This window comes from Flavobacterium limnosediminis JC2902, assembly GCF_000498535.1.
Classification (GTDB): domain Bacteria; phylum Bacteroidota; class Bacteroidia; order Flavobacteriales; family Flavobacteriaceae; genus Flavobacterium; species Flavobacterium limnosediminis.
In genome coordinates, this window is the sequence record NZ_AVGG01000019.1 from 56,000 (window position 1) to 75,958 (window position 19,959).

The following is a 19,959-nucleotide window of genomic DNA, read 5'->3' on the forward strand; positions in this document are numbered from 1 at the left end:
TCAAATGTATGTCAGCTTTTACTCCTTTAAAATTTATAGTTACCGAACTGTCGAAATTTGGGGATGAAGTGTTTTTTTTGAGGCTCTGAGGTTCTGAGGCGCTAAGGTTCTAAGGCTTTTTTGAAGGTTCTGAGGCTCTGAGGTGCTAAGGTACTAAGGTTAACACCATACCTCATAACTTATATTTTTCTCTCCTCAGTACCTTAGAGCCTCAGCACCTTAGCACCTTTCTCTCTTTCCTTTTTTCTGTTTTCTCCTCAGTACCTTAGAACCTTAGTGCCTTAGCGCCTCCCTTTTCCCTCAGCACCTTCTCTACAAATTCTCCAACTGATTCTTACTCTTATCCTTGCTGATGGTCCAAAAGAAACCGATAAAAAAGAAACGGTCGGCAGGTTGTGTAATGGCTTGTCGCTGGTACTGTCCGTTACTGTCGGGAGCCAATGCATATTCATAACCGAAAATATTATCACTTCCCAATACATTCGAAACAGAAAAATACAAAATTTTCTGAGGCGAAAGCAAATACGCCCATCCCAAACTCAGACTGTTATAATTTTTGGTCTTCCCGCTCATAAAATCGGTTTCATTGGGATTGTCGTAAGGTCGTCCGGTAGCGAAACTGTTGGTGATACTCAATTGCGATTTCCAGTCATTAATCCAATATTTTGTCACCACAGAAAGGGTGTGATTCGCTACAAAACTTGGCGTGACATTAGCTTCATAATTCTGATAATCCCGTTTACTGTCGATATACGAATACGAAACCCAATAATCCAGATTTTTTACCGATTTATTGTCTCGCCAGAAAACATCCAATCCTTTGGCATAACCGTAACCGTTGTTATTGTAATTACTGTCAAAAAGCGGTGTGTAGGTATCGTATTTTACCAAATCGGAATAATCTTTATAGAAAACTTCTGCCCGCAGGGTTTTTCCGTTAACGGTGTACAGATAATTCAGAATGTAGTGCGATGTTTTTTCATAATTGAAATCCGAATTAAATTTCAGGTAACCCTGTTTCGGATTCTGATGAAAATCACCATAAGCCAAAGAAACCTGACCGTTTTTACTTGTTTTATACGCCAATGAAATTCTCGGCTCGACACTGCTTTTGTCGATAAAAGTACTGTTCATGGCCCTTAACCCCAATTTGGCAGCCAATTTTTTTGAGAAGAAAATATCCGATTCGGCATAAACGGCTCCGATATTATTGCGATATCCGTCGTTAAAATCCCCCAAAGTGACATCTTTGTAGGTTTCATCAAAATCCGTAATGAAATAATCGCCACCAAAAGCCAAATGCACCCTGTCTGAGAATTTCTTGGTCAGTTTCAGTTTCATGTGCGATGCGTTTTCCCTGTTTTTCAGATTACTTCTGTCGATTTCGTTTTTATTCTGACTATAGCCGAAACTGATTCCCGTCTGAATATTCCATCCCGCACCGAAATTGCCCTTGTACGATGAATTCAGATAGAAATTATTGTTCTGAGTGTCAACACTTATCGGTTCCGGAAAATTGACACTCTTCTGATTCAGATTAAATGTAGTATAATCGAAAGCAGCGTAGAGTTTAAACAACCCATTTTCAAAATGTCTCCTGAAAACCGTTTCACCCGACATCGACTGGTATGGTTTAACCCAATCCACATTCTGCTTAATGATTCTTTGATACGGTTCCAGATTGATGTATGACAAGTTAAAACTCAACGAGTTTTTCTTCCATTTCTGGACATTACTGGCGCCCAAGCCTACAGTCATAAATGAAAAATTAGAGTGCTCTTCATTTACTTCATTAATTGTATTTAAAAGCAAAACACTGGATAAGGCATCTCCGAATTCCGCCGAGTAACCCCCTGTGGAAAACGTCATCCCACTGAATAAAAACGGAGAAAAACGACCTCGTGTGGGTATGTTATTGGCAGATGCATTATACGGTTGCGCTACGCGAATTCCGTCTACGTACGTCTGTGTTTCATCTGATTCCCCGCCTCTTACGAACAATCGTCCACTCTCCCCGACAATCTGTGCTCCGGGTAAGGTTTGCAATGCCCCGACTACGTCTCCCATTGCACCGGCTGTGGTAACAATGTCTAAAGGTTTCAGTGCCGATACTTTAGAATTATCTCCCGCTTTCATCATACCCGCCGAAATCACAACCGTATCCAAAGTATTGACACTTTCCCGAAGTGTAATGGTTTGTGGCACATATTTTTCGATAACAATGGGTATTTTCGTCGTTTCAAAACTCAAATAAGTAATTACCAGTATCTGGTTTCCTTTCTCTGAAGTGGTAAAAGAGAATTCCCCGTTTGCATCTGAGGTTGTGCCGTCATAAGCACCTTCAATAAAAACATTGGCACCTCCCACGGGTTTTCCTTTATTATCCGTTACTTTTCCGGAAATGGTGGTTTGCGCAAACATAGTTACGCTGCATAAGGCTACTAAAAAGGTAAAAAGGGTCTTCATTGTTTTAATTTTAACACGACAAATTTGCGTCAGAAAAAACGGAAAAACTAAAAAAAATTCCCGAATTGTTGTTTTTTGGGGATGAACTGTTTTTTAAAGGCACTAAGGTACTGAGATGCTGAGGTACTGAGGTACTGAGGAGGTACTCAGATACTAAGGAACTAGGAAACTAAGTAACTCTGAAACTGAGGATTTTTTGTACATTTGGAATACAATTAAATTTTATCCGATGAAAAAACTATTCTATATCCTGTTGATTGTACTGAGCATCAACACGCTTTCGGCACAGGAAACTGAAACCGTTTACGACGAAAAACTGGCCAAGGAACTGGGAGCCGACGAATACGGAATGAAGACTTATGTTTTCTGCATACTGAAAACCGGAAGCAACACAACGGCTACAAAAGAAGAACGATCCAAGTATTTTGAAGGACACATGGCTAATATCAATCGTCTGGCGAAAGAAGGCAAACTGGTCGTGGCAGGTCCGTTCATGAAAAACGACAGAAACTACAGGGGGATTTTCGTTTTTAATTGCACGACGGTTGAAGAAGCGCAAAAATTAGTGGAAACCGACCCTGCTGTAAAAGCAAAAATCTTCGAAGCGGAATTAACGCTCTGGTACAGCAGTGCTGCTCTTATGGAGGTTTCCAGAATTAGCGAAAAAATTGCCAAAACAAAAATCTGATCCATGAATATTGAAGACTTACAGCGACTTTGCAAATCGCTTCCCCATGTAACCGAAGACATCAAATGGGGCAACGATCTGTGTTTCTGCATCGGCGGAAAAATGTTTTGTGTGGTAGGATTAAACCAATCGCCTACCTCAGCCTCTTTCAAGGTTTTGGATGAAGAATTTGATGAACTAAGCACGAGAGAAGGTTTCAAACCCGCTCCTTATGTTGCCCGATACAAATGGGTTTTGGCGGAAGATATTAATACCCTTTCCGCTAAAGAATGGAACCATTATGTCTCACAATCTTATACATTGGTTAAAAACAAATTGGCTTCAAAGACTAAGAAAGAACTGAATTTAAGCTGATTAAATCAATTCAAACTTTAACGTTTCTAAAAGAGTTTTACGTTTATCAGTGGTTATTTTTGTAATCCAAATTTAGTCTGACATTTGCCTTTTTAATGAGTACAACTTCACATCTTCGTAAAAATCACAAAAAAATCACCTTACAAAAACTGGCTATAACTTCAGTTATTATTGGGTTTCTTTGTGCTTTTTTGGCGGTTTCCCTCAAACATCTGACCGAACACTATGAGTACATTCTCCTTCATAAGGCAACTGCAAATCGCTTCTTATTTTTGATTTTTCCGATTTTCGGACTGTCTGTAATTTACTTTCTGCGATATTATCTGTTTAAAAAGAAAGAGAACAAAGGCATTAAGGAGATATTCGAAAGCACTGGTTCCCGTACCAAAAAACTTCCGGTCTATAAAATACCTTCCCATTTTTTCAACGGACTTTTAACCGTAGTATTTGGAGGTTCTACAGGGATTGAAGTTTCCACTGTTGTGGCTTCAGCCGCCATCGGATCTGTGGCACAACAAAAAGAAAACGTTTTCAAACGTCATAAAACCGAATTGATCTGTGCCGGAATCGCCGCCGGAATCACAGCTTTATTCAGTAGTCCCATTGCCGGAATATTGTTTGCCTTTGAAGTCATCTCAAAAAAAGTCAACCGGACATTTGCTGTAACCACAGGCTTAGCCGTTGCGATAGCTTATGCTTTCATCCTTATTTTAGATGAGAAGCCTTTGTTTGAAGTGCACATTACTGCGTGGCATCTACACGCTTTTCCTTATTTCTTACTACTAGGTTTATTAGCTGGAGTAAATTCGGTTTACCTTACCAGAAGCGTTATTTATATTAAAAACCGTTTTGCAAAAATCGGAAACCATTCCACCAAAATCATTATCGGTTCCATCATCATAAGTGCTTCTTTATTAGTCTTTCCTCAATTATATGGTGAAGGTTATCATGCGATGAAAATTTTGTTTGTGAATTCCGGTTCTGCTGTTGTAACGACTTCTTTTCTGTTTACGATGATCGGAATTTTGTTTCTGAAACCCATTATCACTTCCATAACTTTAGCATCGGGCGGTGACGGTGGTGTTTTTGCACCGAGTATGTTTATAGGAGCCTTCCTTGGTTTGTTGATGGCAACGGTTTTAAATACTTTTTTTGATGCCGGTGTGATTCCGCTCAACTTTATGATTATCGGAATGGCAGCCATGCTTAGTGCCAGCATTCACGCTCCGTTTACTGCGTTGTTTCTAATCTGCGGATTGATAAATGACTACACTTTATTTTTTCCGATTCTGATAGTTTGCCTTGTTTCTAAGACTACCGCAAAATTTATTTATCCGTATACCGTTTACTCTTATCAGCCAAAACCCGTAAACTAATTGCCATGCCCACACACAAAATAAAACGCAATTATCGCAAAGCCAAATACGTTCTCTACAAAGAAACACTTGTTGATTTTAAAGAGCATTTATGGGCTTTCGTTGGTGCATTTGTTGGCATAGGAATCATTGCTTACTTACAATACAATATGTTTCCGAAAGAAGATTTTGTATTCCTGATCGGTTCTTTCGGGGCTTCAAGTGTTTTGGTTTATGGTGTGATTCAAAGTCCGCTCGCACAACCCAGAAATCTTATTGGAGGACACGTAATTTCGGCCTTTGTCGGCGTTACCGCAGCTAAACTTTTTCCCGACATGATTTGGCTGGGTTCTGCTGTTGCCGTGGCTTCCGCCATCGTTTTCATGCAGATTACAAAAACCTTGCATCCTCCCGGAGGTGCCACTGCTTTGATTGCCGTTACCGGTTCACCCGCCATTGTAAAATTGGGTTACTGGTATGTGATTACCCCCGTTTTGAGTGGGGCTATAATCCTTTTGATTGTGGCGCTGATATGCAACAACATGACTGATAACCGTCAGTATCCGACCAGCCGAAAGTTTACGAAACTGAAAAAGAAAATCGCCGGAAAGATTACAGTGAATAAAATCAACTAAACGATGTTACAGTTAACTAAAATCCACCATATCGCCATTATCTGTTCCGATTACGGGAAATCGAAACACTTTTACACTCGTATTTTAGGTCTGGAAATCCTTAGAGAAGTCTATCGGGAAGAACGACAGTCGTACAAACTTGATTTGGCTTTAAACGGAGATTATGTGGTGGAATTGTTTTCGTTTCCGAATCCGCCCAAAAGAACGTCCCAACCCGAAGCCACCGGTTTAAGACATTTAGCATTTGAAGTGGATGACATCGAAAAAGCGAGGCATTTTATCCTTTCCAACAACGTTGAAGCGGAAAACATCCGTGTCGACGAATATACAGCGAAACGCTTTTTCTTTATTTCTGATCCGGACGATTTACCGCTTGAATTCTACGAAAAATAAATTATTTAATTGTTTTATAACAGATTACGGATAAATTTACTAAAATTGTAACACCCAAACTGTTAAACTGAAACAATGAGATTAAAACTACCCACTGCTTTATTTGTTCTTGTACTATTTACTGCAATCGGTTTCGCGCAAAATCCTCAGAAAAACATTCTTTTTGTAGGTAACAGTATCACCTATTTTAACGACATGCCGATTTTATTTCGGGACATCGCTAACAACAAAGGCAAAAATGTGGTTACGCAAATGCATACGATCGGAGGCGCCGGATTTGTTGACCATGTAACTAATAACAACCTCTATGACCTTTTTAGAAACACTGTTTGGGATGCTGTGGTTTTACAACCCGGCAGCGGTGAATCGGCAGGAGCTTCATGGCCTGTAAACACAACTATTGTAAGAGGCCAAAAACTTCTTGATTCGATAAAGAGATACAGTCCGTGTGCTAAAGTTTTTCTATATGAAATTCCGTACGGAGTCCCCTCATCAACAACTTATGGGACCTATCAGACTGTTCAGACACAAATCAAAGATTCCATTACAAAAATGGCTGACAATCTGCATCTACCTTTTGTACCCACCGGAGAATCGGCACGAATGCATTATACCGCACAACAGGATTTGCTGCTGCACGGATCGTATAATGACATCCATCCGAATTTAAATGGTTCTTATCTTATTGCTTCGACCATGTTTACCGCCATTTTTCAGGAACCGGTTACCGGAGCAACAGCCTATGGAGGCATACCGCAAGCAAGAGCCGAATATTTTCACGGCATAGCCGATCAGGTGGTTTTACCAAACAAACCGCAATGGCGCATCAATACCTATAATCTCCACTCCGATTTTAATTCTATCGTAAACGGCAATTCTGTTAATTTTACAAACACTTCTGCCAATTATACTGCACTACTTTGGGACTTTGGGGACGGAACAACTTCTGCGGAACAAAATCCAACGCACGCTTACGCATCTGGGGGTATCAAAACAATCAGATTGAAAGCCATTCGCAACAACTGTGAAGAAATCATCGTAAAACAAATCGATCTGGGAATACTTTCAACGAATGGTTTCGAAAAAAACAGGGTCCGGCTCTATCCAAATCCGGCGCAATCTGTATTGAATTTTGAATCGGATTCGCCAACATCAGTAAAAATCATCTCGTCTTTAGGTCAGGTAATTTTTCAGGCAACGGAGCAAAAAAACAATTGGCAATTAAATGTTTCCGGCCTTCAAAACGGAATCTATTTTATAGTTACTGAAAGTCAGCCGGTTTATAAATTCATTAAATCCTAACTTAAAATCTTATCAACAAATCGCATTTCGGAAATCTGAAATCTAAAAATATAACTACCTTTGGCCTTTCAAAAAATGATAAGGTCATGGTTTACAAATTCCGGGTAATCCTCGATGCAGAGGAAGATATTTTCAGAGATATTGCAATTCTTGAAGACGACACTTTAGAAGATTTACACAACGCTATCGTTAATGCTTTCGGCTTTGACGGTACGGAAACAGGTTCTTTTTTTACGTGTGAAGACGATTGGACATGGAATGAAGAAGACGAAATTCCGATGTTTGACACCGGTGATGTTCCCGGAGAAATGAAAACGATGGCCGATTTCAAAATCAATGACCTGATGCACAGAGACAGCACCAAAATGGTGTACGTGTATGACTTTTTCAGCATGTGGACGTTCTTCATAGAACTAGGTGCAATTGAAGAAAAAGAAGAAGGCGAAACGTATCCGGCCTTATTGTTCTCTCACGGTGAATTACCTGCCGAAGCGGCTTCCAGCGGTTTTAGAGGTGCAGATGTTTCCAATGACGACATCTACGGTGACTTTGAAGACGAATTCGACGAAGAAGATATGGATATGTTTGACGGCGATGATTCTTTTGAGGATTTTGGTTACGAAGAGAATTGGAATTAAGCAAAAAGAGGTGCTAAGGTTCTGAGGCGCTAAGGCTCTAAGGTTTTGTTTTTGTAGGAATTAATTTATTTTTATATTTTCGATTAAAAATATAAAAAATGAGTACTTTCAGAGACCTTTTAGTTTGGCAAAAAGGAATGAACCTTGTCACAGAATGCTACAAAACCACAAAGAAATTCCCAAAAGAAGAGCTTTTTGGATTAACATCACAAATAAGAAGAAGCGCAATCTCAATTCCGAGTAATATTGCTGAAGGCTATGGAAGAAACGGTAAAAATGATTATTTGAAGTTTCTGAATATTTCTTTATCATCGTTATTCGAATATCAGACACAGGTTGAAATCTCTTACAATATAAATTATATAACCGAATTAGAATTTAACAACATCTATGAAAAAAGTCGCGAGGTAGAGAGAATGCTGGTTTCGTTTATCGATAAAATTGAAAAACGAACCTAAAACCTCAGTCCCTAAGCGCCTTAGTTACTTAGAACCTTTATACAAAACAATGATCAACTTATTCAACACCCACATAGACAATTTGTCAATCCACCGCGTTGGAAACAAAAGTCGTAACGAAGCCATTTTCCTTTCGGAGCAACCCTATAATCTGAATGACGAGATTATGCCGCTTCTGAAAGAATTTTTCTTTAAACCTTTCAGAGACAAGGAAGAGAATTACTATCAGTTTGCACACGATGTGGATTTGGATTACAATGAAATGTACAATTTGGCAAATGAGATTTTTGCAAATCCAAGCAATGTACATGAGGCAACCAAAAAAATCACAAAGCATTTATTTGAGCAATCTAATCATCCGCACATTAAAAACGGAGAAGTATATGTGACTTATTTGACGAATGTTTCGATCGATAACAATGTTGTGGATGCCATAGGTGTTTTCAAAAGTGAAATCAAAGCCGATTTCCTTCAGTTTGAAGAGAAAGACACGAATCTGGAAATGATTTTGCAACAAGGAATCAGTCTGAACAAATTGGACAAAGGTTGTTTAATCTTCAACTACAAAAAAGAAGAAGGCTATAAGATTTTAACTGTCGACAGTAACCGTTATGACGCACGTTATTGGTTGGAACATTTCCTTTCGGTAGATGCGTTTCAGGATGAGAATTTCATGACGAAAAAATACCTTAAATTCTGTCAGGATTTTGCTAAAGAAGTGGTCCTTCCGGCAGAAGACAAGAAAGAAGAAGTTATGTTCATGAACCGCGCGGTAAATCACTTCGCCAAAAACGATAATTTTGAAGAAAGCAACTTCATTAACGAAGTAATTGACAATCCGGATTTGATTTCGGAATTCAAAAACTACAAAGTAGACAAAGGCGAAAAATACAGCATTGAAGATTTAACCACCTTCCCTATTGCCAACGCAGCGGTTTCGGATGCACGTAAGAAAATGAAAAACGTAATCGAACTGGACACCAATATTCAGATTAAATTGGATTTCATCAATCCGGAAAGCGCTGAAAAATTTGTAGAAAAAGGTTGGGATGAAGAAAAACAGATGTACTATTATCTGGTGTATTTCAACAAAGAAAGTAAGAGTTAATACAACTCAATACAGTATCCCCGATTGTGAAGGCAGTCGGGGATTTTTTATATAAACAGTTTTACAGCTGTCAGAATATTAGTTATTTTTGTATTTATATAAATTCTCTAATGAAACAAAATATTTCAATACTCGTATTTTTTCTTTCCTTACTATCTTTTTCGCAAAACAAAGAAATCGGGAGTGCTTTCATTCAGACCTTACTTGTCGAAAAAAATTATGAAAAAGCATATTCCCATTTTGATGAAACAATAAAAGGCCAGATTTCTATGCCAATGTTGGAACAAACCATAAATCAGCTGGAATCGCAATTGGGCAAATTTAAATCTGTAATTGAGGTAAACGATAACGATGGAGTGTATTATTACTACTCGGAATTTGAAAAAATGAAATTGGATGTCAAAATTGCTTTTCGGGATTCCGATAAAATTGCAGGCTTCTTTTTTGCTCCGCACAAACATTTCGACAAAGGGAATTCACTGGGCAAAGAGTACAGCATAACCAGTAATGGCATTGAACTGAAAGGCACACTACTGATTCCCGACGAAAACAACCTGAAAAAAATGGTTATCCTTATTCATGGTTCGGGCCCTCAGGACAGGGATGAAACGATTGGAGAAAACAAACCTTTTAAAGATATTGCAGAAAGTCTGTATCATAAGGGAATCGCTTCCTACCGCTTTGACAAAAGAACCTATTCAAACCCGGAGTCTTTCACCGACAAAAGCACCATCGATGATGAAGTTGCCGTTGACGCATTGAACATCATAGCTTTTTTCAAGAACAATCCCGATTTCAAATCGTATGAAATAACCGTTATAGGCCACAGTTTGGGCGGATATATGTTACCCCGAATCGCAAACAAAACGACTCAGATTTCAAAAATAGTTCTTTTGGCAGGTAATGCGAGATCGTTGGATCTGCTTATCAGCGAACAATACGATTATCTCTACGGTTCTGATTCATCCGAAGAAGCGAAAAAAGAAGTGGCTAAGGTGAAAGAACAGATTTCATACCTTAATTCGGCAGCATTTAATTCGGAATCCCCTAAAGAAAAACTACCACTGAATATTCCCGCAGCTTATTGGAAATCGCTATTAGTATACAAACCATTGACAGAAATCCAAAAAGTAAAGACTCCGATACTGATTTTACAAGGAGAAAGGGACTATCAGGTAACCATGACTGATTTTAATCTGTGGAAAAAAACACTTCAGAAAAACAAAAAGGCAAAATTCATCAGTTATCCTTCGCTAAACCACCTGTTCATGAGCGGAACCGGAAAACCAAATCCTGAAGAATACACTGTAAAATCAAATGTCAGTACTGATGTGATTAATGACATTTTCAATTTCATAGTGTCGAAATAAGAAACAACTAACTTATTATACGAAAAATGTCTTTTTTCAAAACTATCACCTAAATCTAAAAAGAAGATCACTTTCGGTCTCTTTTTATTTTTAACAATCACAAGACAAGGTTTAATTTTGAGTTGCAGATTTCCCTTGATTATTACTATGCGCGAGAAATTGCTATTATATACAATCGTCTTCTTTTGTTTCTGGCAACCCTTGGCTGCTCAGGTGACTCCTGTTAAAAAAGACTCTGTTGAATTGCATCAGAATATTGAAAACTATTCCAAAAAACGAAAATTCACCAAATTCCTTTACCGTCTGATTTTTAAACCGTCCGTTAAGAAAAGTGTTATCAGAAAGAGTAAAGTACCTAATTACAGTGACAATTACACTGGCTACCAAGGGAAAATTATCCGAAAAATAACCATTAACACTCTGGATCCTTTTGGGTTTGACGTTGACGGCTCTGAAAAAAACTCGAAAACGTGGACCGAAAGACGAGGAAACGCACTGCATCTGAAATCCAAACATTGGACGATAAGAAACCATCTTTTATTCAAAAAAAATGACGTTTTGGATTCACTGCTAGTGAAAGAATCCGAACGTCTGATCCAGCAACAGCGCTACATCCGTAAAGTTGCCATAAAGCCGATACCGATTTCAAATTCTAAAGATTCAATTGATATCATAATTAACGTTTTGGATGCCTGGAGTTTAATTCCGTCCGGAGCTTTGTCAGACACCAAAGGAACCCTTGAAATAACCGAACGTAACTTTTTCGGTTTGGGACATGAATTTGAGAACACTTTCAGCCAGCGTTTCACCGATAATAAAAACGCCTACGGAATGCGGTATATCGTTCCCAATTTTAAAAACACCTTTATCCGTACAGCTATTCTTTACGATAAAGATTTTGATAATGATTACAACAAAGGAATCGGGTTCAACAGACCTTTCTTTTCTCCCTTTACAAAATGGGCGGCCGGAATTACTTTTGAGGAACGTTTTTACAAGGATTCCATAAAAGCGGTAAACCTAATTCCGATCCACAGCAATTTCAAATTTGAATCGGAAGATATGTGGGCCGGGTATTCCATACGATTATTTAAAAAAACTACAGATGACAGTCATATCACCAATCTGGTAACCACATTACGTTTCAGAAACCTGAAATACACTGAGAGTCCGAACATAACTTACGACAGTATTAATTATTTCAGTAATTCAAGACTGTATTTGGGCAGTATCGGTGTTACATCAAGACAATATATTGCCGACAAATTCCTCTTTAACTACGGAATTCCGGAATACGTACAGGTTGGAAAAACCTATTCTGTAACCTTCGGAATTGAAGATAAAAATAACATCGAACGCCTTTATTTTGGAGGCCGTTATTCAATTGGGGGGTATTACACTTTCGGTTTTTTAGCCGGAAGTTTTGAAATGGGAAGTTTTTTTAAGGATGACAACCCTCAGCAATCCACATTTAATGCCGAAATCAATTATTTCACTCCATTACTGGAATTGGGAAGATGGAAAATCAGACAATTCATAAAACCACAATTTACGATCGGAAACAACCGTTTGGCGACCGACAGTGACTTAATTAATTTGGGTGATAATTCCGGGATTGAAGGTTTCGACATATCACGAAAAGGTACAAAAAAAATGCTGCTAACTTTTCAGACCCAATCGTATGTTCCTGGGCAATTGTATGGCTTCAGATTAAGTCCGTTCTACAGTATGGAATTCGGAATGCTGGCCAGTTCCACAGAAAAATTACTGCAAAGTAAGCTCTACTCGAAATTTGGCTTGGGCTTCGTAATCAGTAATGACTACATGGTTTTTAACAGTTTCATCCTGTCGTTTGCCTATTATCCTTCTATTCCCGGCAGTGGTGATGACATCTTGAGATCAAATGCCTACAAAAACAACTACATTACATTGCCCGATTTTCAGATTGGCAAACCGGAAATTGTCCCTTATCAGTAATTTATCACTTTTCGGTAACAAATTGTGGAATGGCTCGTCCTATAGTTAAAAACAGAACTATTTTGGAAACTATACTGACAATTGAAAATCTTAATAAGAAATATGGAAAAGTTCATGCCGTAAAGAACGTTTCATTCGAAATAAAAAAAGGAAATGTATACGGAATTTTAGGTCCGAACGGAAGCGGGAAATCGACTACATTAGGCATCATTCTGAATGTTGTAAACAAAACTTCCGGTGAGTACCGATGGTTTGACGGAAAAACAGACACCCATCAGGCTTTGAAAAAAGTGGGAGCTATCATCGAGCGTCCGAATTTCTACCCGTACATGACCGCAGAAGAAAATCTGAAACTGGTTTGCGACATAAAAGGGATACATTACGATAAAGTAGAAGAAAAACTACAGGTTGTTGGGCTTTTGGAACGTAAAGACAGTCAGTTCAGAACCTTTTCGTTAGGGATGAAACAACGTCTGGCCATCGCTTCTGCCCTGTTAAACGATCCTGAAATACTGATTCTGGATGAACCCACCAACGGATTGGATCCTCAGGGAATTCGTCAGATTCGGGACATCATCAAACACATCGCTTCCTTGGGAACCACTATTTTATTGGCATCGCACCTTTTGGATGAAGTTGAAAAAGTATGCTCTCATGTGGTGGTTTTACGCAAAGGTGAAATACTGTATTCCGGTTCTGTTCACGAGATTATGGCCAACGAAGGATTCTTTGAACTGCAATCCGACAATAACGCCGAACTGAAAACCCTACTTCAAAATCACGATGCGGTTGACAGTATTGAGGAAGAGGACGGAAAAATATACGTGTATTTAAAATCGCCTTTTGCCTCCGAAGATTTAAACCGATACCTGTTCCAAAAAGGCATTATCCTTCAGCATTTGGTAAAACGCAAACACAGCCTGGAAGAACAGTTTTTGCAACTGACCAATCATCAATAGTGATTTAATAAAAAACTAAATCCTAAATCCTAATTCCTAATTCCTAATTAAATAAATGAACCGACTTTTAAATATAGAGCTGCAGAAACTTTGGAAAAACAGAGCCAGCCGCGTACTGATCATAACCTATTTCGTTTTGATCTGTTTTATTTCCCTGATTGCCTCCATCAAATTTGATTTGGGCCCTTTTAAATTTAACGCGGCAGACAGCGGCATCTTCAATTTCCCGTACATCTGGCATTTCAACACTTATTTTGCCGCATGGTTCAAGATATTTTTGGCAGTCGTTATCGTTTCCATGATAGCCAACGAATACAGCTACGGTACGTTGAAACAAAATCTGATAGACGGAATGAGTAAAAAAGAATTCATTTTATCAAAATTCAGTACCGTACTTTTATTTGCAGGAATTTCAACACTGTTCGTTTTTATCGTTACCCTTATTTTAGGTTATACATTTTCTTCGTATAATGAAATAAGCATCGTTTTTTCAGATATGGAATACCTGATTGCCTACTTTATAAAACTGGTTGCTTTTTTCTCTTTCTGCCTTTTTCTCGGCATATTGATCAAACGATCTGCTTTTGCGTTGGGATTCTTAATGTTATGGTTTTTTGCAGAGCAGATTATCTACGGTCTGATGGGTAAATTTGTGTTTGAAGATTTTAATACAGCCAAATCGATTATCCGCTATTTTCCTCTGGAATCAATGTCTAACCTTATTATAGAACCTATAAGTCGGCTGAATTTCATCAAGGCTGTAAGCACCCAAATCGGTGTGGAGAACATTAAGGATTACAGTGTCCAGTTTCCGGCTGTTTTCATCGCATTAATTTGGACTGTTATTTTTGTGTTTATGTCGTATAAAATTCTGAAAAAAAGAGATTTGTAGTATCTTTGAGATACTATGCGTGCATTACTTATCTCATATCTGTCTTTAACTCTTTTTTTGTACAGTACATTAGCTTCTGCACAATATATTACTATTGACAATTCCAAAACCCCAACACAACTGGTACAGGATCTTTTTACAGCTGGAAGTTGTGTAACGCCTACCAATGTTACTGTCTCGGGTTGGGATTTTGGAGGCGGTGAAAAAAGTTATGCCTGGTTTAACAGTAATTCTTCCGGCTTTCCGTTGGCAAACGGGTTACTCATCTCAACGGGAAAAGCATCCTCTGCAGTCGGTCCCAATACGACATTGCTCAGTGAAGGACCAGCTAATTGGCCGGGTGATTCGGATTTAGAACAAGCCATTGGAGAAAACAACACCGTTAATGCGACTGTAGTAGAATTTGATTTTGTTGCAACAACCAATTATGTCAGTTTCAATTACATCTTTTCTTCTGAACAATATTTATCAAATCCGAATCCGAATCAATGCAATTATTCTGATGGATTTTCCTTCCTATTAAGAAGAAACAATTCTGTAATCAATCAGAATCTGGGAGTTATACCGGGCACCAACATTCCGGTAAAAGTAACAACGGTTCGTGGTTCAGGAACGAACTGTCCATCTGCCAATACTGACTATTTTGACGCTTTCAACGGAAGTAACCATCCGACCAATTTTAACGGACAGACAAAACTGATGATTGCCGAAGCCGATATCGTCCCCGGAGAATCCTATCATGTAAAATTGGTCATTGCAGATCAGGGAAATAATCTCTACGATTCCGGGATTTTTATCGGCGGAAACAGTTTCAACAACGATTTTGCCATGGGAGATGACCGCTTAATTGCAGACGGAAACCCACTTTGCCCCGGGGAAACCCTTACTGTTAGTCCGGATTACACCGTTCCGGGCACTTTAAGTTATACCTGGCTAAAAAATGATATCCCGATTCCAGGTTATGTCAATGTAAACTCTCCGGTTTATACAATTACTTCTGCGGGTATTTATACAATAGTCGCCAACCTGGGTACCTGCACCATCCGGGGTTATATAAATATTGAATACGGTCCGTCTCCAAATGACGCCGTTTTAATTCAATGTGATGATAACAGCGACGGAATTACCATATACAATTTAAACAACGTATCACAAACCATCACTGGTGGAGACAGCCAAATGAATATAGTTGGCTATTTCCGTAATTTATCGGATGCCCAAAACGACCAAAATGCAATTGCAAACCCTCAGTCATACCAAAACAACCAGGGAAATACTGTTGTGGCCAAAGTTGAAAACAATCAATTTGGCTGCATCAATTATGCCTCAATATCCCTTCAGGTGGCATCTAATACAATAAATTCTATTCTACCGGTAAGAGCTTGCGACACGGTCGCACCGCAAGATGGATTATTCCCTTTTGACTTGAACGCTATTTCCCTGCAAATTCAAAATAACAATACCTTACCTGCCGGCAACTCTATTCAGTATTTTACTGATTCACAGGACGCTGTCACACAGAACAATCAATTAAGCACACCGTTCACGAACACAACCGCCAATGAGCAAACCATTTATGCCCGCATTGCAACCGGTCCGGATTGCTACGCCATATTGCCTGTTACCCTGATTGTAATTTCTTTTCCTGATTTGCAAGACCAAGCAGTAGGCATTTGTGATGGCGAAAGCGCAATATTGGATGCTGGAAGTGGTTATGCCAGTTATAGCTGGGACACCAATCCGGTTCAGAACACACAAACCATAGCCGTTACCCAAGCCGGAAATTACACGGTGACCGTTACCACTGCTGAGGGCTGTACGGGCACAAAAACCTTTATTGTTGCAGTTTCGGAAATGGCAACGATACTGAATATTGAAGTAAACAGTTTCTCGGGAACGAACAATTCCGTTACAGTACATGTCAGCGGCAATGGAAATTATGAATTTTCATTGGACAATGTCAATTATCAGGATAGCAATGTTTTCACAAATGTTTTACCGGGAGAATACCAGGTTTTTGTAAGGGATAAAAACGGCTGCGATAATCCTCCTCCCCAAACCGTTTACGTTTTAGACTATCCGAGATTTTTCACACCGAATGGCGACGGCTACAACGATACTTGGAAAATTAAAAATCTTGAAATCAATTATCCGAATGCAGAATTACTGATTTTTGATCGGTACGGAAAACTTCTGAAACAATTTTTCCCTTCAGATGAAGGTTGGAATGGAACTTTTAACAGTTATACACTACCCTCTGACGATTATTGGTTTACACTTTCTCTGAATAACGGCCGAATTATTAAAGGACATTTTGCTTTGAAGCGATAGTTCTTTTTAACAATAATGTTTTCCTAAGTCTTTTTTAATCGAATTTACGCAGCAACTTTACATTTAATAATATATAAATCAAAACATTATGGAATTAATAGGAACATTAATTATCGGAGCTATTGCCGGATGGTTAGGTAGCCAGATTTTCAGCGGCGGTAGTTTGGGTTTGATAGGTAATATCGTTGTCGGTATTTTAGGAAGTTTTGTAGGCTATTGGCTCTTAGGTAAACTCGGGATAAGCCTTGGAACCGGAATTTTAGGTGCTGTTTTAACCGGTGCCTTAGGTGCCATTGTTATTTTGGCTATCGTAAATCTTCTTTTCAAAGGAAAACCCAAATAATAAAAAAGCCACTCGTTTGAGTGGCTTTCTGTTTTATAACACGATAAGATTATGAAATCTTGAAACGTTTTCTGTCATTTTCAGTCAGGTAGATTTTACGTAAACGTAACGATTTTGGCGTTACCTCAACATACTCGTCTTTCTGAATGTATTCTAACGCTTCCTCTAATGAGAATTTGATAGCAGGAATGATTCTTGCTTTATCATCTGCTCCAGACGAACGAACGTTCGAAAGTTTCTTAGTCTTAGTTACGTTCACAGTCATATCATCGCTACGGGTATTTTCACCAATAACCTGACCTTCGTAGATATCTTCATTCGGATCAACGAAGAATTTACCTCTGTCCTGTAATTTATCAATTGAATAAGGAATCGCTTTTCCGTTCTCCATAGAGATTAACGAACCGTTATTTCTTCCCGGAATTTCACCTTTGAATGGTTCGTATCCGATGAAACGGTGTGCCATAATCGCCTCACCAGCCGTAGCGGTAAGCAATTGATTTCTCAATCCGATGATACCACGGGAAGGAATGTTAAATTTCACAATCATACGATCGCCTTTACCTTCCATGGAAAGCATTTCTCCTTTACGAACAGAAACAAATTCTACTGCTCTACCAGAAAGATTTTCCGGTAAGTCGATAGTCAATTCCTCAATTGGCTCACATTTAACACCGTCAACTTCTTTGATGATTACCTGTGGCTGACCAATCTGTAATTCATATCCTTCACGACGCATTGTTTCAATAAGTACCGATAAGTGCAATACACCACGACCAAATACCATGAATTTATCTGCTGAATCGGTATCACCAACTCTTAACGCTAAGTTTTTCTCTAATTCTTTAGCCAAACGATCTTTGATGTGTCTTGATGTAACGAATTTACCTTCTTTACCAAAGAATGGCGAATCATTAATCGTGAACAACATGCTCATTGTTGGCTCATCAATTGCGATAGAGGCTAATGCTTCCGGGTTTTCGAAATCGGCAATAGTATCCCCGATTTCAAATCCTTCAATACCTACAATCGCACAAATATCCCCAGCAATTACTTCGGTTACTTTTTTACGTCCAAGACCTTCAAAAGTGTGTAATTCCTTAATTCTGGATTTGATGATTTTACCGTCTCTTTTCACCAAAGAGATTGGCATACCTTCAGTCATAACGCCTCTTTCCAAACGACCGATAGCGATACGTCCTGTAAAAGAAGAGAAATCTAAAGAGGTAATTAACATCTGAGGCGTTCCTTCCGATACTTTCGGAGCAGGAACGTGCTCTAAAACCATATCCAATAATGGCTCGATGTTTTCAGTCTGGTTTCTGAAGTCATCAGACATCCAGTTATTTTTAGCAGAACCGTACACGGTTGGGAAATCCAACTGTGCTTCAGTAGCGCCTAATTCGAACATTAAGTCGAAAACTTTCTCATGAACTTCTTCCGGAGTACAGTTTTCTTTATCCACTTTATTAATAACCACACATGGTTTTAATCCTAAATCGATTGCTTTCTGCAATACGAAACGGGTTTGTGGCATTGGGCCTTCAAAAGCATCCACCAATAAACAAACACCATCCGCCATATTCAATACACGTTCCACTTCACCACCAAAATCGGCGTGACCTGGAGTATCGATAATATTGATTTTTGTTCCTTTGTAAGTTACGGAAACGTTTTTAGAAGTGATGGTAATCCCTCTTTCTCTTTCTAAATCGTTGTTATCCAAGATCAAATCACCTGTGTTTTCGTTTTCACGGAATAACTGACAGTGATACATAATTTTGTCAACCAATGTTGTTTTACCGTGGTCAACGTGGGCAATAATCGCGATGTTTCTAATTGAAGTCATATACAAATTTTGAAGGTGCAAAGGTACAACTATTTTTTGGATTAAAAAGACTAATTATGAAGTAGTTAGCTAAAATTTAACCATTTAGTCATAATAAAAAAAGCCCTCAATACTGAGAGCTTATTTATTTTATCAAAACATACTACTATAAAGCAGCTACATGTCTTGTTAATTTTGATTTTAAGTTTGAAGCTTTGTTAGCGTGAATGATGTTTTTCTTAGCTAACTTGTCAATCATAGAGATCACAGAAGATAATTTTGCAGACGCCTCACCTTTATCTGTTGCTAAACGAATTGCTTTGATAGCATTACGTGTAGTTTTGTGTTGGTATCTGTTTAATACTCTTTTTTTCTCGTTGCTTCTGATTCTTTTTAAAGCTGACTTATGATTTGCCATTTTTTCTAATTTTTAATTGTTATAAACTTCTAGTTAAAAAAGAAAAACCTCCCACAATTGCCAATGCAATCACTTTGGTTTTAACTAATAAAATAAAGTTTTGAGACACTAAAACAATACTTTATAAAACTTATTTACAACTAATCTGTAGCCCGTAGGGGAATCGAACCCCTCTTACCAGGATGAAAACCTGGCGTCCTAACCGATAGACGAACGGGCCAAATTCTTTTTGTAACCCAATTTCAATAAAAGTAGCCCGTAGGGGAATCGAACCCCTCTTACCAGGATGAAAACCTGGCGTCCTAACCGATAGACGAACGGGCCAGTAAAAACAATAAAGAAAAAAGTTGTAGCCCGTAGGGGAATCGAACCCCTCTTACCAGGATGAAAACCTGGCGTCCTAACCGATAGACGAACGGGCCGTCTTTTTTCTTTATTGCGGTT

At 38.6% G+C, this 19,959-nt stretch carries 18 protein-coding genes and 3 tRNA genes; 15 read left to right on the forward strand and 6 right to left on the reverse strand.

Annotation, left to right across the window (positions count from 1 at the left end):
• Window positions 1-312 precede the first annotated feature (312 nt).
• The gene (locus FLJC2902T_RS13130; protein WP_035678762.1) at window positions 313-2,466 is read right to left on the reverse strand and encodes a TonB-dependent receptor; all 2,154 of its coding nucleotides are present in this window, start codon (window positions 2,464-2,466) and stop codon (window positions 313-315) included.
• A 229-nt stretch (window positions 2,467-2,695) separates the two neighbouring features.
• Here FLJC2902T_RS13130 and FLJC2902T_RS13135 point away from each other — a divergent pair, with 229 nt between their 5' ends.
• The 15 genes from FLJC2902T_RS13135 (at window position 2,696) to FLJC2902T_RS13205 (ending at window position 17,269) form a co-directional block, all read left to right on the forward strand.
• Complete coding sequence (locus FLJC2902T_RS13135; RefSeq protein ID WP_023580298.1) at window positions 2,696-3,154, forward strand: YciI family protein; 459 nt, start codon at window positions 2,696-2,698, stop codon at window positions 3,152-3,154.
• A gap of 3 nt (window positions 3,155-3,157) precedes the next feature.
• Complete coding sequence (locus tag FLJC2902T_RS13140) at window positions 3,158-3,508, forward strand: MmcQ/YjbR family DNA-binding protein (protein WP_023580299.1); 351 nt, start codon at window positions 3,158-3,160, stop codon at window positions 3,506-3,508.
• Between the two features lie 95 nt (window positions 3,509-3,603).
• Window positions 3,604-4,884: a chloride channel protein gene (locus FLJC2902T_RS13145; protein WP_023580300.1), complete on the forward strand. Its 1,281-nt coding sequence runs from the start codon at window positions 3,604-3,606 to the stop codon at window positions 4,882-4,884.
• Between the two features lie 5 nt (window positions 4,885-4,889).
• On the forward strand, window positions 4,890-5,498 hold the full coding sequence (locus tag FLJC2902T_RS13150; protein WP_023580301.1) for an HPP family protein: 609 nt from the start codon (window positions 4,890-4,892) through the stop codon (window positions 5,496-5,498).
• 3 nt (window positions 5,499-5,501) lie between these two features.
• Window positions 5,502-5,891: an SMU1112c/YaeR family gloxylase I-like metalloprotein gene (gloA2, locus tag FLJC2902T_RS13155; RefSeq protein ID WP_023580302.1), complete on the forward strand. Its 390-nt coding sequence runs from the start codon at window positions 5,502-5,504 to the stop codon at window positions 5,889-5,891.
• Between the two features lie 75 nt (window positions 5,892-5,966).
• Complete coding sequence (locus tag FLJC2902T_RS13160; RefSeq protein WP_023580303.1) at window positions 5,967-7,193, forward strand: T9SS type A sorting domain-containing protein; 1,227 nt, start codon at window positions 5,967-5,969, stop codon at window positions 7,191-7,193.
• Between the two features lie 86 nt (window positions 7,194-7,279).
• Window positions 7,280-7,831, forward strand: a complete 552-nt coding sequence (locus FLJC2902T_RS13165; protein WP_023580304.1) for an IS1096 element passenger TnpR family protein — start codon at window positions 7,280-7,282, stop codon at window positions 7,829-7,831.
• 98 nt (window positions 7,832-7,929) lie between these two features.
• Window positions 7,930-8,289, forward strand: a complete 360-nt coding sequence (locus FLJC2902T_RS13170; RefSeq protein ID WP_023580305.1) for a four helix bundle protein — start codon at window positions 7,930-7,932, stop codon at window positions 8,287-8,289.
• Between the two features lie 49 nt (window positions 8,290-8,338).
• Entirely contained in the window at window positions 8,339-9,397 is a 1,059-nt protein-coding gene (locus FLJC2902T_RS13175) for a nucleoid-associated protein (RefSeq protein WP_023580306.1), read from the forward strand.
• Between the two features lie 110 nt (window positions 9,398-9,507).
• Window positions 9,508-10,767, forward strand: coding sequence for an alpha/beta hydrolase (locus tag FLJC2902T_RS13180; RefSeq protein WP_023580307.1), 1,260 nt, complete (start codon window positions 9,508-9,510; stop codon window positions 10,765-10,767).
• Between the two features lie 147 nt (window positions 10,768-10,914).
• Entirely contained in the window at window positions 10,915-12,744 is a 1,830-nt protein-coding gene (locus FLJC2902T_RS13185; protein ID WP_155958911.1) for a BamA/TamA family outer membrane protein, read from the forward strand.
• Window positions 12,745-12,806: 62 nt separating this feature from the next.
• Window positions 12,807-13,703, forward strand: coding sequence for an ABC transporter ATP-binding protein (locus FLJC2902T_RS13190; RefSeq protein ID WP_035678860.1), 897 nt, complete (start codon window positions 12,807-12,809; stop codon window positions 13,701-13,703).
• 55 nt (window positions 13,704-13,758) lie between these two features.
• Window positions 13,759-14,595 (forward strand): ABC transporter permease, encoded by an 837-nt coding sequence (locus FLJC2902T_RS13195; RefSeq protein WP_023580310.1) that lies wholly within the window; start codon window positions 13,759-13,761, stop codon window positions 14,593-14,595.
• Window positions 14,596-14,652: 57 nt separating this feature from the next.
• Entirely contained in the window at window positions 14,653-16,926 is a 2,274-nt protein-coding gene (locus FLJC2902T_RS13200; protein WP_023580311.1) for a T9SS type B sorting domain-containing protein, read from the forward strand.
• 88 nt (window positions 16,927-17,014) lie between these two features.
• Complete coding sequence (locus FLJC2902T_RS13205; protein ID WP_023580312.1) at window positions 17,015-17,269, forward strand: GlsB/YeaQ/YmgE family stress response membrane protein; 255 nt, start codon at window positions 17,015-17,017, stop codon at window positions 17,267-17,269.
• Between the two features lie 49 nt (window positions 17,270-17,318).
• Here the strand turns inward: FLJC2902T_RS13205 and typA are convergent, their stop codons facing one another.
• The 5 genes from typA to FLJC2902T_RS13230 form a co-directional block, all read right to left on the reverse strand.
• A complete protein-coding gene (gene typA / locus FLJC2902T_RS13210; RefSeq protein ID WP_023580313.1) occupies window positions 17,319-19,118 on the reverse strand; it encodes a translational GTPase TypA in 1,800 nt (599 codons plus the stop codon).
• 145 nt (window positions 19,119-19,263) lie between these two features.
• Window positions 19,264-19,515, reverse strand: coding sequence for a 30S ribosomal protein S20 (gene rpsT / locus FLJC2902T_RS13215; RefSeq protein WP_023580314.1), 252 nt, complete (start codon window positions 19,513-19,515; stop codon window positions 19,264-19,266).
• A gap of 148 nt (window positions 19,516-19,663) precedes the next feature.
• Window positions 19,664-19,735, reverse strand: a tRNA-Glu gene (locus FLJC2902T_RS13220).
• A 32-nt stretch (window positions 19,736-19,767) separates the two neighbouring features.
• Window positions 19,768-19,839: transfer RNA gene (locus FLJC2902T_RS13225), tRNA-Glu, on the reverse strand.
• Window positions 19,840-19,865: 26 nt separating this feature from the next.
• A tRNA-Glu gene (locus tag FLJC2902T_RS13230) sits at window positions 19,866-19,937 on the reverse strand.
• Between the last annotated feature and the right edge of the window lie 22 nt (window positions 19,938-19,959).

Coding starts and splice junctions, on each gene's coding strand:
- FLJC2902T_RS13130 (WP_035678762.1), bottom strand. CDS start 2,466: ATGAAGACCCTTTTTACCTTTTTAGTAGCCTTATGCAGCGTAACTATG.
- FLJC2902T_RS13135 (WP_023580298.1), top strand. CDS start 2,696: ATGAAAAAACTATTCTATATCCTGTTGATTGTACTGAGCATCAACACG.
- FLJC2902T_RS13140 (WP_023580299.1), top strand. CDS start 3,158: ATGAATATTGAAGACTTACAGCGACTTTGCAAATCGCTTCCCCATGTA.
- FLJC2902T_RS13145 (WP_023580300.1), top strand. CDS start 3,604: ATGAGTACAACTTCACATCTTCGTAAAAATCACAAAAAAATCACCTTA.
- FLJC2902T_RS13150 (WP_023580301.1), top strand. CDS start 4,890: ATGCCCACACACAAAATAAAACGCAATTATCGCAAAGCCAAATACGTT.
- gloA2 (WP_023580302.1), top strand. CDS start 5,502: ATGTTACAGTTAACTAAAATCCACCATATCGCCATTATCTGTTCCGAT.
- FLJC2902T_RS13160 (WP_023580303.1), top strand. CDS start 5,967: ATGAGATTAAAACTACCCACTGCTTTATTTGTTCTTGTACTATTTACT.
- FLJC2902T_RS13165 (WP_023580304.1), top strand. CDS start 7,280: ATGGTTTACAAATTCCGGGTAATCCTCGATGCAGAGGAAGATATTTTC.
- FLJC2902T_RS13170 (WP_023580305.1), top strand. CDS start 7,930: ATGAGTACTTTCAGAGACCTTTTAGTTTGGCAAAAAGGAATGAACCTT.
- FLJC2902T_RS13175 (WP_023580306.1), top strand. CDS start 8,339: ATGATCAACTTATTCAACACCCACATAGACAATTTGTCAATCCACCGC.
- FLJC2902T_RS13180 (WP_023580307.1), top strand. CDS start 9,508: ATGAAACAAAATATTTCAATACTCGTATTTTTTCTTTCCTTACTATCT.
- FLJC2902T_RS13185 (WP_155958911.1), top strand. CDS start 10,915: ATGCGCGAGAAATTGCTATTATATACAATCGTCTTCTTTTGTTTCTGG.
- FLJC2902T_RS13195 (WP_023580310.1), top strand. CDS start 13,759: ATGAACCGACTTTTAAATATAGAGCTGCAGAAACTTTGGAAAAACAGA.
- FLJC2902T_RS13205 (WP_023580312.1), top strand. CDS start 17,015: ATGGAATTAATAGGAACATTAATTATCGGAGCTATTGCCGGATGGTTA.
- typA (WP_023580313.1), bottom strand. CDS start 19,118: ATGACTTCAATTAGAAACATCGCGATTATTGCCCACGTTGACCACGGT.
- rpsT (WP_023580314.1), bottom strand. CDS start 19,515: ATGGCAAATCATAAGTCAGCTTTAAAAAGAATCAGAAGCAACGAGAAA.